General features: G+C 60.7%; 1 protein-coding gene. It reads left to right on the top strand.

Features of this window, described 5'->3' with window-relative positions:
* The first annotated feature begins 446 nt into the window (after window positions 1-446).
* Window positions 447-15884, top strand: coding sequence for a putative Ig domain-containing protein (locus DDZ13_RS05605; protein WP_110130453.1), 15438 nt, complete (start codon window positions 447-449; stop codon window positions 15882-15884).
* Window positions 15885-15982 lie beyond the last annotated feature (98 nt).

The following is a 15982-nucleotide window of genomic DNA, read 5'->3' as shown; positions in this document are numbered from 1 at the left end:
AGGTCGGTTTGGGGCGTACTTCCGCCGCTCAATCCCGGACAAAGCGGGCCGCAGCATTTTGGAGCCGGAACATGCCTGTGCCGGTCAAATTCCGAATAAAGGCTTTTAAATTTCGGGTTCCCAGAGATCGGGGCTGAAATCTGGTACTCATTCGCCATTCGGAACCGGACGCCTGGTGGGCAGGGCGTCCCTACCTTTCTACCGGCCCGAAACCGGATTTCGGCCTAAACGCGCGTAAGCCCGGGAAGCGCCAGGCCATGGCGCCTTGTGGGGGCGTCTGAATTCAAGCAATCCTCTCTCGCTGGAAAAAGCCACTCGTGCGTCAGCGCGATACCAGCATTTGCCTGCTTTTTTGAAAAACCATGTCACACATCGGGCAGTCTCGTTATTAGGGGGAAATGTAGGTTTATCTCAATCTACACGTATACCCCCTAAATCTACTGACTATGAAGCAATACCTCTGCCTAATGGCCCGGCACGTCCGGCTATTCACTGCCGCCCTATTATTTTTAACCTGCGCTGCCAGCGCACAGATTCCCGATCTGACCAATGGCGACGTCCGCTTGGACGACAAAAGCTGGAACCTCGGGCCGACCGGGATGACCGGCTGGATGTACCGCCCCAATCATCTATCGAAACACGATGGCTGGGACACCAAGGACGCCCGGCAAATCGAGGTCATGGAGGTGCATGCGGGCTCGCCGGCCGACGGGATTTTTCAGGTAGGAGACGTCATTCTCGGCGCGGAGGGAACGGGGGCCGCGCCAGTCGCTTTTAGTCGCGATGCGCGCAAGGAGCTTGCGGACGCAATTTCCGCCGCGGAGGCCAACAATCCGGCGATTCTGAAGCTACTGGTTTGGCGTGCCGGTACGACCTCGACCATGTCGCTGACGCTCGAAACCCTGGGGGCTTACAGCGCGACCGCACCCTACAACTGTCCCAAGTCGGCGGCGGTTCTGGAAAAAGGACTTGATACCATCCTGGCGAACGGAACCAAGGATGCGTGGAGTTTACAATTGGTCACCCTTTTGGCCGGAAATAACCCCGCTTATGCCAACAACGACGCGCGGATGACTCTTGCCCAGCAATGGGCGCACGAGCTGATCCTGCCCCAGGCGGAGATTGATGCGATCATGGCGGGATGGGTCCCCGATCAGCCTAAGGATGGCTGGGTCTATGGCTTCAAACTGTGGGCGATTTCGGAGTATTATTTGGCGACTGGCGATCCGGCGGTCTATGATTCGATGCGTGCCTACGCCACCGCGTGTGCCAATGGGCAAAGTATGTTCGGCACCACGGGACACCAGCTGACGAAGCCGGATGCAGAAGGTAACTTCAACGGTCCCTACGGAATCGGTTACGGCACCATCAATAGTGCCAATATGCAGAACTTTTACGGGCTCACCCTGGCCCGTGAAGCGGGTATCACCGACCAGCGTGTCGAGGATGCCATCGGGCGTGTCACGAAATTCTACAAGGGCTACGTCGACCGGGGCGGGATCCCTTACGGTGAAATGCGCCCCTTTGATTACTACGGCGAGAACGGGAAGAACGGTATCGCGGCGCTTTGCTACAAGATGCTGGATGGCCGCAATTACGATGCCAACTACTGGGCGACGCTGGCCGGTTCCGCCGCCCACAACCTCGACGCCGGACACCTGGGTCCGTGGCTCAATTACCTTTGGACACCGCTCGGCGCGAACGCCGGGGGGGAACAATCCATGATTCAATTCTTTGCCGAGCAACGCTGGCGTTTCGAGTTGGCCCGTACCTGGGATGGCCGGTTCATCCTGAACACCTACCAGAATGGCGGCGGTGCGCAAGACAACGGAAAGGAGGGCTACCAACCCCAGCAGTTCCAGATGTCGATGGCTTGCCTGCTTCCTTACGCCGCCCCTTTGCGCCAGACTTACGCCACGGGGAAAAATACCAGCGATCCCGTGGATTGGCTGACCAGCGCCGAGTTGGATGATGTGGCCAATTCCAGTGGCTACGATGCGAGCACCCGGACGACCAATGAATTGCTGAGCGACCTCGGTTCATGGTCGCCGATGACGCGGAAATGGGCCGCCGAGGAAATCGGCTTGCGCACGTCCGAGCACGCGACCTTGCTGCCGACGCTGGAGAGCATGGCAACCGATACAAATGCCGCTCTTCAAGACCGCATGGGGGCCTGTAAGGCACTCGGTGCGATTCAGGATGCGAATTCGATTCCTCTGCTCGTTGGTCTGCTTTCCGATTCGGAAGATTTGGTTCAATACGCAGCCGCCCTGGGCCTTCAGAAATTCCCCAATGCATTGCTGATGCCACACGTGGATGCTCTGCTGGTAGCCTGTGCTTCGGCGGGCAAGCCGATTCTGCCTCTGGACCCGAACGACCCCTTGCATCTCACCCACGCTGAGATCATCAATATTCTTTATTACGAGGAAGGCGGTGGTCTGCTTCGGGGGCACGACCTCGTCGGGATCGACCGAAATCTTCTCTATCCGGCCATGCGCGCAGCGGCGAGTCATCCGAGAGGAAAGATCCGGAGTCAGATTGCAAAGACCTATCCAACGATGACGAATGAGGACGTGCTGGCTCTGGCCGACACGATCATTCCGGTGGCGTATGATGAAGCCCCAGCCGATCGGATGTTCTCGGGCAGTGTCCAAGAGGAGAGCGTAAAGGCGCTGCAAAAGTTCGGCTATGCCGAGGGTGTTCCTCTCGCGCAAACCGTCATCAACAAAAAGACACGCGACTACAAATTTGTGATCGAAGCGCTGGAGCTGTACGGGGCCTCCTTTGAATCCGTGGAGCCGGACCCAAAGACGGTCGAATTTCTTGAATATCTCATCGCTCAAAACGATTTCCCGACTTACGCGCAGTCGGCGCTGGATACGATCGCGGCGGATACGAATCCCGAGGTGCTCGCTCCTCTGAAAGGGATTCACATGATGGTTGCCGAGGATCCCGTGCTCACATTGCCTCAGGATCGCACCACCTTACGCGCATTCGGTTACGACCGGGTTGGCGCTGATTTGGTTTATACTTGGCGCAAAGTGCATGGAGCCGGGGAAGTGACCTTCGTTCGCAACGGATCGACCCTGGCCGGATCGACCGAGGTGGTTTTCGATGGCACGCCTGGTGAGTATCTCTTCGAGGTCACGATTTCGGACAAATGGAAGTTGACCGAAGTCTCGGACACGGTCGCGGTGACGCTGAACGATATCGGCGGGAGTCTGCCGCCGAATGATCCGCCGACTGCAAGCCCCCAGACTTTGACGGTGGATCCGGGTGTGCCGACACAATTGATTTTATCCGGAACCGATCCCGAGGGGAATCCCCTGACCTACACGGTGGTCAGCGGTCCTGATTACGGCATTCTCAGCGGCACAGCACCCAACTTGGTTTATACTGCGTTCGGCAACTATTCCGGAACCGATACCATCGTCTTCGAAGTGATGGATAGCGAAGGCAATGTCAGCAGCGCCAGCGTGGACATCACCGTGGGCACCGGCGCGACCGGGCTGGCCATTTACGAGCCCTTCGACTATTCCGTGGGCACCCTCGACGGCGCCTCCGGCGCGACCGAAATTGGCCTGGAGGGTACATGGACGACGTTGAATCCTTATCATTTCATGGATTCGCCGACTCTAAACTACAGTACCATGCCCGCGTCGGGTCTCAAGGTTTACAGTGAGGGAGGCTTTGGCTTCGGATGGTCGAGAGCCAATGCATCGCGCCCCATCAGTGCGAGCGCACTCGTCAACCGAGGACTGATGGATGATGGAGCAACGCTCTGGTTCAGCGCCGTCATGGGCAATGTCGGCGGCGCGACTGCGCAACGAATTCAGTTCGCACTCGCGAACAGTAGCCTGCATCATGACGTCAAGTATGTTTTGGATGATGGCGCAGAGCCCGGTATGGGCATCGGTGTTTCACTTGATGGCGCACAGGCCTATGCCGCGCAGTTCTACGACAGTAGTAATACGACGCCACTAACCGGCAGCTGGGATGTGGAAGTGGCCGGTCAATTAAACGACGACACACCGCGCCTGGTGGTCGGTAAGATCGTCTGGGGGGGCAGTGAGGACCTTGTCGAAATTTATCTGCCTTACGAGGATATGGTATTGCCCGCCCAGCCCAGCTCTACGCTCGTGGCCAATCTGGACCAATCGAAACTGGATGTATTGACTTTTGCCACCGGTTCCGGCGGCAGCAACGTGACTTATATCGACGAAATTCGCTTTGGGGCGACCGCGCACAGCGTCCTCCAGGGCACTGTTGATATGACGGCGGATACCAGTGCGCCCACACCGAACCCGATGTCCTTCGACATCGCGCCCACACCTGTGGGTGGTTCGTCCATCTCCATGACGGCGACTCCGGCGCATGACACCATGGAGGTCGAATACTACTTTAGCTGCACGGCTGGCGGCGGCAACGACAGCGGCTGGCAGGACAGCAACGTGTACACCGACACCGGGCTCACGCCGGGTGTACAGTACAGCTACACCGTCAAAGCCCGCGATAAGTATCCCAACCTGAATGAAACCGCGGCATCGGCCGCGGCATCGGCCACGATTCCATCTCAGGGAACCGTACCTTCGGTGCTTGGCATGGAGCAGTCCATGGCTGAAGCCATGATCACGGATGCCGGCATGGCGGTGGGCACGGTGACTTCGGCTGCCAGCTACAGCGTCACAGTCCCTGCCGGGCACATTCTTTCCCAAACGCCGTCCGGACCGTCTGCTTCGGCTTACGGGACTTCGGTCGACCTGGAAGTTTCGATCGGCCAGGACCCGGCTCTGCCGACCTTGAGCCATCTCGATATCACCGACGACACCTTGGGCTACCCGGTTGATTTGGCGACGCCGATCACCTACACGCTCAAGTTCAGCGAAGCGATGGATCTCTCCAGCATCGGTGCGGAGGATTTTGTGAACCTGACCGGCTATCCGATCGCCATCGGCACAATCGCCCAAGTTTCCCCGGAAGAGGTAACCGTTGAGGTCACCGCCGCCGGTACCGAAGCCGGTTCAATCATCCTGGCAATTGCGCAGGGTGCCGTGATCTTGGATGCGCAAGGCGATGCCCTGAATACCACATCCTCCATCGCGGATGATACCTCGATTACGGTCATTTCCGGCAATCCGACCTTGGCCGGCGGCGATATTGTCGACGACCGGAGTGGGGCGGATGTGAGCTTCTACTCGCTCGTCAACTATACCGTGAGCTTTAGCGAGGATATGGATGCGGCCACGGTCGATGCCGCCGACTTCTCAAATGCGGGCACCGCTTCTATCTCGATAGGTGCGATTACCGAGACCTCCCCCGGTGTCTTCACCGTGGACGTGACGCCGACAACGGTGGGTAGCTTACAGCTGCAGGTTTCTGCGGGTGCGGTGTTAACCGATACAGACGGCTTCGCGCTGGATACGGCATCCGCCATTGTCGACGACACCACGATCACCGTGTTTGAAGTCAACGTCGCTCCGGTTTGGGATGCAAATCCGGTGAATGAGGCCGATGCCATTCAGGGAGAGGCTTACAGCGGCACGCTCGCGGATGATGCCAGCGATGCCAATACAGGGGATACGCTGACCTTCGCCAAGGTGAGCGGCCCGGCCTGGCTCAGCGTCGCTTCCGACGGCACGCTCTCCGGTACGCCGACCATGGGCGATGTGGGCGTCAATGACTTTATCGTGAATGTGACCGATGGGATCATTGCCTCCCCGGTTGAGACGACTCTCAAGATCACGGTCACTCCGAGCGCATCCTATGAAGGATTCATTTTTGGCGAATCCAGTTTGATCAGTAACGGTAGCAATTTCAACCTGTCCGTCTATCCGGGTAAGGCCGGTTATAATGGTGACCTCGCGGGCACCTTCGGCGACGGGACGGTGGAAGCGTATGCATTGTTCAACAATGCCGTGACCGGGACGCCCGGCTCGGTGAATACCTATGCCTCCGGGGGGAGCGCCATCACTTTGGATACCTGGTCAGCTGTCGCCAGTTTCGCCGAATTCGAACGCGGCGATGTCTGGACCAGCAACGATCCGGATTCGCAGACCGCGAATTTCGGGGGCACCACTGAGACGATCTCGGGTGCCTACGAGGCAAATGGAACAATCGACATATCCAGCTATAGCTCCGGCACGGTCTATGTGCTACTGGGTGGTTGGGATACTCCCTTCGACCTGTCACTGACCATGAACGGTTCGGGGCAGACCTCCATTGTCGAGAGCATGCCGCAGATCGATCCTCCTGGTTCACGCAACCTTTACGTGGTCGCCCTCAGCTTCTACAATCCGAATCAAAATTACGATTCCATCACTTACGCCTACACCGGATCGACCGCGAGCCGGGCTCGATTCATGGGTGTCGTGGTGGATGCAACCGTGGGTAGTGGAGGTGACACAACGCCGCCGACGCTCGCTGCTTCCGACATTGTGGATGACCGCAGTGGGGCGAACGTGACCGAGAATAATCTCGTCACCTACACGTTGACCTTCAGCGAAGACATGGACGCCGCCAGCGTCGATGCGGCTGATTTCGGCAATGCCGGGACCTCTGCGATTACTATCGGCACGATCACCGAAACCACCGCCGGCGTCTTTAGCGTCGAGGTGACCCCGACAAGTGCGGGTAGCCTACAACTGGAGGTCGTTACCGGTGCGGTGCTTACCGATACCGCCGGGAATGCTCTGGATACATCGGTTGCGATCGTTGACGACACCACCATCACGGTGGATGTCGCGACAAACAACCCGCCAAGCTTTACGACCGATCCGATTGCGGGTATGGATGCCACGGAGGATGCGCTCTACAGCGATACGATCGCGGGCAGCGCGACCGATGCGGACACAGGGGATACCCTGAGTTACGCCAAAGTGAGCGGACCGGCTTGGTTGGCTGTGGCCGCCAATGGCGATCTCTCCGGCACACCGGACAATTCCGATGTGGGGGCCAACAGCTTCACAGTGAATGTGGATGACGGCAACGGCGGCAGCGATACTGCGACCTTGAACATCACGGTGATCAATACAAATGACGCGCCGGTCTTTACGGTCGATCCTATCGTCGGTTCCAGCGCGACCGAAGGTGTGGCTTATGCTGACACAATCGCCGGCAGTGCCAGCGACGAGGATACGGGAGATACTCTGACCTATGTCAAGGTCAGCGGACCGGCTTGGTTGAATGTGGCTGCCGACGGCGCGCTCTCAGGTGCCCCGGGTAGCGCCGATGTTGGAGCGAATGCATTCACAGTTAGCGTGACGGACGGGATTATCGCAACTCCGGTTGAAGCGTCGCTCAATATCGAGGTCAATGCGGCAGCGCCATCCGTCGGGCTCAGCTTTGGCACTTCGACTTTGATTAGTGACAACAGCAATTTCAACCTGTCAGTCTATCCGGGCAAGGCTGGCTACGATGGCGATGCAGTCGGCACCTTCGGTGACGGTACCGTGGAGGCTTATGCCTTGTTCAACAATGCTGTGACCGGATCTCCCGGTTCGGTAAATACCTATGCCTCGAGTGGCAGTGGTATCACTATGGATAACTGGACTGCGGTCGCCGCCTTCGCCGACTTCGATCGCGGCGATGTCTGGACAAGTAACGATCCGGATTCGCAGGCCGCCAACTTCGGTGGCACGACCGAGACGATTTCGGGCGCCTATGAAGCCAACGGCAGCATTGATATTTCCGGTTACACTTCGGGCACGGTCTATGTACTGCTGGGTGGTTACGATACTCCGTTCGATCTTTCTTTAACGATGAACGGGGCGGGACAAACGCCAATTACTGAAAACATGCCGCAAGTCGACCCTCCCCCCAGTCGCAACATGTACGTTGTTGCCTGGAGCTTTGGGAACGAGGGACAAGCTTACGATTCGATTACCTACAACTATACAGGTTCGGTCGCGAACCGCTCTCGATTCATGGGTGTTGTCGTCGACGGTTCCACCGGAGGCGGTAGTGATACGACCGCTCCGACGCTCGCAAGTACGGACATCGTGGATGATCAATCCGGTGCCAATGTCACCGAAAGCACAATGGTGACTTACACCGTGACCTTCAGCGAGGACATGGATGAAGCCACGGTGGATGCGTCGGACTTCTCCAATGCCGGAAGCTCATCGCTTACGATCGGTGCAATCACCGAGACGGCCGCCGGTGTGTTCACGGTGGAAGCCACACCGACAAGTGCGGGAAGCTTGCAACTGCAGGTTTCTGCCGGAGCGGTGCTATCTGATCCGGCGGGTAACGGGCTCGATACCACCGCGGCGATTGCCGATGATACCATCATCACGGTTGACGAGGTGAATGTGGCACCGGCCTGGTCCACTAACCCGGTGAACGAAGCCAGTGCAACAGAAGATGCTGCCTACAGTAGCACGCTCGCGGATGACGCCAGTGACGGCAATGCGGGCGATACGCTAAGCTTTGCCAAAGTCAGCGGCCCGGCATGGTTGACGGTCGCAGTCGATGGTACGCTCTCCGGTACACCGTCCAACGCCGACGTCGGAGCGAACAGCTTCACGGTGAGCGTAACCGATGGCATCGTCGCCACCCCGGTCGAAGCGACGCTCAACATCACGGTGATCAACACCAATGACGCGCCGGTCTTCACGGTCGAGCCGATCTCGGGTTCCGACGCGACCGAGGATGCGGCTTACAGCAGCAGTATTTCGGGTAGCGCAACCGACGAGGATGCGGGCGCGACTTTGACCTACGCCAAAGTCAGCGGTCCGTCCTGGCTGAGCGTTACCGCCGATGGCACCCTCTCCGGGACACCGTCCAACGCCGATGTGGGCGCGAACAGCTTCACTGTGAGTGTCACGGACGGCATCATCGCCAGCCCGGTCGAAGCGACGCTCAACATCACGGTGATCAACACCAATGACGCGCCGGTCTTCACGGTTGATCCGATCGCTGGCGGCGACGCCACCGAGGACGCGCTTTACAGCGGGTCCATTGCCGGCACCGCACTCGATGACGATGGCAATCCTTTGACCTATGCCAAGGTGAGTGGCCCGGCCTGGCTTAGCGTGGCGTCCGACGGTACGCTCAGCGGCACGCCGATCAACAGCGATGTCGGATCGAACAGCTTCATCGTCACCGTGACCGACGGAGTGATTGCGACACCCGTGGAGGCGACACTCAACATTACGGTACTCAACACGAACGATGCACCGGTCTTCACCAGCGACCCGATCGCCGGTGCGGATGCCACCGAGGACGCACTTTACGGCGAGACGCTGGCGGGAACTGCGACCGATGCGGATACCGGCGACACGCTGACCTTCAGCAAGCTCAGTGGTCCCGCCTGGTTGGCGGTCAATGCGAATGGTGCGCTGTCCGGCGTTCCGGCCCAAAGTGACGTCGGAGTCAACAGCTTCACCGTGCAGGTGGACGACGGTAATGGCGGCACGGATACGGCCACCTTGAACATTACTGTGGTGGACGTGAACGATGCTCCGGTCTTTGCGGTCGATCCGATTACCGGAGCGAATGCCACCGCAGACGAAGCCTATGCGGGCAGCATCAGCGGAAGTGCCACGGATGAAGATCCGGCCGACAGCTTGACTTACTCCCTGGTGAGCGGTCCGGCCTGGCTCAATGTCGCGACGGACGGTGCGCTCTCAGGGACACCTAGCAGCACGGACGAAGGGTTGAACGCCTTTACGGTACAGGTCGACGACGGTAACGGTGGCAGCGACACAGCGACCTTGAATATTACCGTGGATCCGGCGGTGGTCGCGTCCGCCAGCGTGACCTTCGGTGCCTCGACGATGATCAGTAGTGATACGAACTTCACTCTGTCGGTCTACCCGGGCAAAGCCGGTTACAACGGGGATGCCTCCGGCACTTTCGGCGATGGAACGGTCGAAGCTTACGCCCTGGCCAAGAACACCGTCCTCGGCGGTAGCTACGCCGAACACCAGATTGGTTTCTACGCCACCGGCGGCTCAAGCATCACCATCGACAGTTACAACGGAGCCACCACCTTCGCCAACTTCGACCGCGGCGACGTCTGGACGAACAGCGATCCGGATACCGCACCGGCCGATTTTGGCGGCTCCACGGAAACCATTTCGGGCGGCTACGAAGTTAGCGGTACGATCGATATCTCGGCGTACGAGTCCGGCACGGTCTATGTCCTGCTCGGCGGTTGGGACACTCCGTTTGATCTGTCCCTTACCATGAACGGTTCGGGGCAGTCTCCGATCGTCGAGGCGATGCCGCAGATCGACCCGCCCGCCAGCCGGAACATGTACGTGGTGGCCTTTGCCTTCGAAAATATCGGTCAGGCCTACAGCTCAATCACCTACGCCTACACCGGATCCGTCCAGAACCGGGCCCGCTTCATGGGTGTCATCGTGGACGGCGCCCAGGGTTCCGGTGGCGGCGACACCACGGCACCGACCTTGAGTTCCGCGGACATCGTGGACGACGGGAGTGGGGCGGACGTGACCGCCAACACGCTGGTGAGCTACACCCTGAGCTTCAGCGAGGACATGGACGCAGCCACGGTGGACGCAGCCGACTTTGGCAACGCCGGTACGGCAGCCGTCACGATCGGTGCGGTCACCGAGACCAGCCCGGGCGTCTTCACTGTGGAAGCGACGCCGACCACGACAGGCAGCCTGCAACTGCAGGTGGCCGCGGGCGCAGTCCTGACGGACGCCGCGGGCAATGCCCTCGATACGGCGATCGCGATCGCGGACGACACCACCATCACGGTGGTGGAAGCCAACGCCGCACCGGCCTGGAGCAGCAATCCGGTCAATGAAACCGACGCCATCGAGGACAGCGCCTACAGCAGCACGCTGGCTGACGACGCAAGCGACACCAACGCAGGCGACACCCTGACCTTCGTCAAGGTCAGCGGTCCGGCCTGGCTGAGCGTGGCCGCCGACGGTACGCTGAGCGGCACGCCGTCCAACGCCGATGTGGGGGCGAACAGCTTCACGGTCAGCGTCAGCGACAGCATCGCTGCGCCGGTTCAAGCGACTCTCAACATCACAGTGCTCAACACCAACGACGCGCCGGTCTTCACCGCCGATCCGATCGATGGCGGCGGGGCGACCGAAGGGCTTGCCTACAGCGGCTCGCTTGCCGGGACGGCCACCGACGACGATGCGGGCGCGGCCCTGACTTACGCGAAGGTGAGTGGTCCGTCCTGGTTGAGCGTGGCGCCCGATGGTTCGCTCAGCGGCACGCCGTCCAACGCGGACGTGGGTGCGAACAGCTTCACCGTGAGCGTGACCGACGGGATCATTGCCACCCCGGTCGAGGCGACTCTGAACATCACGGTCTTCAACACAAACAATGCCCCGGTCTTTACCACCGATCCGATCACCGGACCGGACGCGAGTGAGGACTCGCTCTACAATGAGACCCTGGCGGGCTCCGCTACCGACGAAGATGCGGGCGACAGCCTGAGCTTCAGCAAGCTGAGCGGCCCGGCCTGGCTTGCGGTCAACACAAACGGCACCCTCTCGGGTGTGCCGACCCAAAGCGACGTGGGCGCCAACAGCTTCGGTGTGCAGGTGGATGACGGCAACGGCGGCACGGATACCGCGACCCTGAACATCACGGTGCTCAACGTGAACGATGCGCCGGTCTTTACCGCCGATCCCATCACCGGCAGCGACGCCACCGAGAACACCGCCTATAGCGGCACGATCGCGGGCAGCGCGACCGACGAGGATCCGGGCACCACGCTGACCTTCGCCAAGGTCAGCGGTCCGGCCTGGCTCAGCGTGGCCACCGACGGCACGCTCAGTGGCACGCCCGCCAACACCGACGTGGGCGCGAACAGCTTCACAGTCAGCGTAAGCGACGGCATCGCCACACCGGTTGAGGCGACCCTCAACATCACGGTCAATGCGGCGGCTGGAGACGGTTCGAGCATCCCGCCGACCTGGTCGGAGGAGTTCGAGGGCACCGGTCAGGCCGATCCGAACGTCTGGTGGTACGAAAGCGGTTACCAGCGCAACAACGAGCTGCAGTACTACACCGACCAGAACGGTTGGCAGGAGAACGGCATGTTCGTGATCGAAGCGCGCGAGGAAACCACGACCTCGGGGCCGGACACCTACAACTACACCTCCTCCAGTATCAAGACCGAGGGCAACTACTCCTGGCAATACGGCCGCGCGCAAATCCGCGCCAAGATCCCGGTCTTCGCCGGCATGTGGCCCGCCATCTGGACGGTCGGTGACACCGGCGAATGGCCCTACAACGGCGAGTGCGACATCATGGAGTACTACCAGAGCAAGATTCTCGCGAACTGCGCCGTCGGTGCAGGGGAGCGCTGGACTGCGAAGTGGGATGCCTCCAACCGGACCATCGCCAGCCTCAAGGCGGTCGATCCGAACTGGGAAAACGAGTTCCATATCTGGACCATGCAGTGGGACGAGGACTATGTCCGCCTCTACTGTGACAACATCCTGATGAACGAGATCCCGCAGTCCTGGCTGGTCAACAACGGCAGCTACGGCGGTGCGCCCAGCGAGCCCTTCAAGCAGCCGCACAGCCTCTGGCTGAATCTCGCGGTCGGCGGCGACGGCGGCGGCAGCGTGGGCAGCACGACCTTCCCGAAGCGCTACTACGTGGACTACTGGCGGATCTGGGAGGGCGCGACCAGCAACGTGGCCCCGACCGACATCACGATCTCCAGCAGCAGCGTCGAAGAGAATCTGCCGGCGGGCACGGTGGTCGGTGAGCTCACCGCAATCGACGCCGACCCGGCGGAAGTCTTCCGCTACAGCCTGGTGGCTGGAGCCGGTGATACGGACAACGCCCTCTTCTCGATCCCCGAGTTCGTCTCGGACAGCACCACCCTGGGTCAGCTGACCACCGCAGTTCCTCTGAACTTCGACAATGGCGCGACCCGCAGCGTGCGGGTCCGGGTCACCGATATCGAGGGGGCTACCTACGAGAAGGTCCTCACGATCACCGTGGTACCGGAGTCCGATATCCTGGTCTCGACGTCGAGCGTGAGTGTCCCCGAGGGCGGCACGCAGACCTTCGACGTGAAGCTGCGTTACCTGCCGGCGAGCGATGTCACGGTCAACGTCTCCAACGCTTCGGGCGACACCGACTTGGCAGTTCAGTCCGGCAGCTCGCTGACCTTCACGCCGTCCAACGCCACCACCTGGCAGCAAGTCACTTTGGCTGCGGCAGAGGACGCGGATGTGAGCAACGGCACGGCCACCATCCTCTGTGAGGATCCGGGTGGCGTCTTTGCCAGCGCCACGGTCACCGCCACCGAGGTGGAGAACGACAACCAGTCGCCCATCGTGGAAGCAGGGACCAACGATACCGTCTACCTGTCCGGTAGCGGTGGCGGGTCCGTCACGGCAGGCGCGGCCATCTATCTGGATGCCGGTCTGTATGACGGAGCCAACACCACCTGGGAGGACAGCCTCGGTCTGTGGAACGCTGCCCTGGACCCTGAGGTCAGCTTCGTGGCCGATGCAGGCAGTGCGCTTGCCGCTATCACCTCCGCCTACGAATTCCCCGGTGGACTTCTGGGGACGGGAGGCGCCTCCGGTACCTCGCTGCAGGACATGGGCGTGGATCGTGGACCGATCACTCTCGAGCTCTGGTTCAAGCCCGATGCCTCCGCAAGCTACCCGACCAACGGTCAAGTCCTCTGGGAAACCGGCGGTGGAACCGGCTTGGGTATCTTCTACAACAACGGTTTCGTTGAGACGGCTCACGACTCGAGTCAGGGCAAGATCAGCGCGGATGTCAGCGGTCTGACCAACGACTTTATTCAAGTCGTTGTGACCTATGATCCGCTGGTTTCCGGGGGGAATTATCACCTCTATATCAATGGTAGCCTGGCGGCCAGCGGCAGTCGCAGCGATCCCGATATGTGCGGCAGTGATGCCGCAGGTCTCGGCAAGCGCGGCGGCAGCAACACCGGCGGTGCCGGTAATGGTGATGCCAATACCGAGAGCTTCGACGGACAGATTGCGATCTTCCGCTCGTACCACAATCAGATCCTGAGCGAGGCCGAAGTCAGCGCCAACTATGACGCGACCGCCGGGACGAGTGCGCAGGCCACTCTGGCTGGTAGCGTGACGGAACCGGACGGGGAGTCTTACACCGCGACCTGGACCATGACCAGTGGTCCGGCTCCGGTCGCCTTCGCGGACGTGAACAGTCCTGCGACCACGGCCTCCTTTGGGGTGGAAGGCACTTACCTGCTTCGCCTCACCGCCGACGACGGCACCTCCGTTCCGGGCTTCGACGAGGTCACCATCACTGTGGAGACCGCAGCCGGCAACTCGGCCCCGACTTGGGCGACCGATCCGGTCGACGAAGTCGATGCCACCGAGGATGCTGCCTACAGCAGCAGCCTGGCTGACGACGCCAGCGATGTGGATACGGGTGATGCACTGACCTTCGCCAAGGTGAGTGGTCCGGCCTGGCTTAATGTGGCCGGCGACGGTACGCTCAGCGGCACGCCGACGAACGCCGACGTGGGCGCAAACAGCTTCACTGTCAGTGTGAGCGACAGCATCGCCGCACCAGTCGAGGCGACCCTCAATATCACGGTCATCAATACCAACGATGCGCCGGTCTTTACCGCCGACCCGATCACGGGCGCCGGAGCCACGGATGGTATTGCCTACAGCAGCACGTTGACCGGCACCGCCAGCGATGTGGACGCCGGTGACAGCCTGAGCTACGCGAAGGTGAGCGGGCCGGCCTGGCTCAGTGTGGCCACGGGTGGTGCACTCAGTGGCACACCGTCGAGCGGCGATGTCGGCTTGAACAGCTTCACCGTCAGCGTGAGCGACGGCAACGGCGGCAGCGATACTGCCGTCCTCGAGATCACGCTGGCCCAGGCCAACCGTGCCCCGGTCTTTACCGCCGATCCGATCGCCGGGTCCGACGCCACCGAGGATGGGGCCTACAGCGGTACGCTGACCGGGACGGCCAGCGATCCCGATGCGGGCGACACCTTGAGCTACAGCAAGGTTAGCGGCCCCTTGTGGTTGATCGTTAATAATGACGGTTCTCTCGCCGGGACACCGCTCAATGCCGATGTCGGGGCCAACAGCTTCACCGTCAGCGTGAGCGACGGCAACGGAGGCAGCGATACCGCGACCCTGGAGATCACGGTCGTGAACGTCAACGACGCCCCGGTCTGGAGTGCGGATCCGATTATCGGTGCCGATGCCAGCGAAGGCCAGGCCTACAGTGGTTCGATCAGTGCCACCGACGAAGACAGCGGTGCGAGCCTTAGCTACGCGAAGGTCAGCGGCCCCGCCTGGCTCAGCGTGGCGGTCAACGGTTCCCTCTCCGGGACACCGGGTGTCGCCGACGTCGGCCCGAACAGCTTCACCGTCAGCGTCAGCGACGGCATCGCCCCGGCAGTCACCGCGACCCTCGAGATCGAGGTAATCGCGACCTCCGTCGCGGACTACGCCTACGCCGAGACCCTGATCGCCGGTACGGTGAGCGGGACTATTCCGGATACCTTCAGCTCGGACAATGTCTATGAGGTCATCACCGAGACCGAATCCAACGGCAAGCCGACCGACCGCACCAGCTATCTGGAGCACAAGTGGGAGTTTGATGTCCTCGGCGGCGATACCGTTTCCTTCCAGATCGAGGCGCACCACAGCGCGAACGGGGAAGGCGACGACTTCACCTTCGCATACTCCACCACCGGCGTGGACGGCGTCTACACCGACATGCTGACGGTAACCAAGACCGCAGACGACGATACGCCGCAGAGCTTCACACTGCCAGCAGGCACCAGCGGCATCGTCCACGTCCGGGTGCTGGATACCGACACCAGCGCCGGCAACCGCAACCTCGACAGCCTGTTCGTCGACGAAATGTATATCCTCTCCGAGTCCACCGCGCCGTAGGAACGAGTCGTTTCGTGAAATCGGACATTTTTTAGGAAAAAAACGTCACACATTCGGCGATCCGGTTATTCCGAGTTAGAGAGCCTTGTGCGTTTCTA

The organism is Coraliomargarita sinensis, assembly GCF_003185655.1.
Taxonomy (GTDB): domain Bacteria; phylum Verrucomicrobiota; class Verrucomicrobiia; order Opitutales; family Coraliomargaritaceae; genus Coraliomargarita_B; species Coraliomargarita_B sinensis.
The sequence above is the reverse complement of the archived record's forward strand: the minus strand, read 5'-3'. Positions and strand labels throughout refer to the sequence as shown.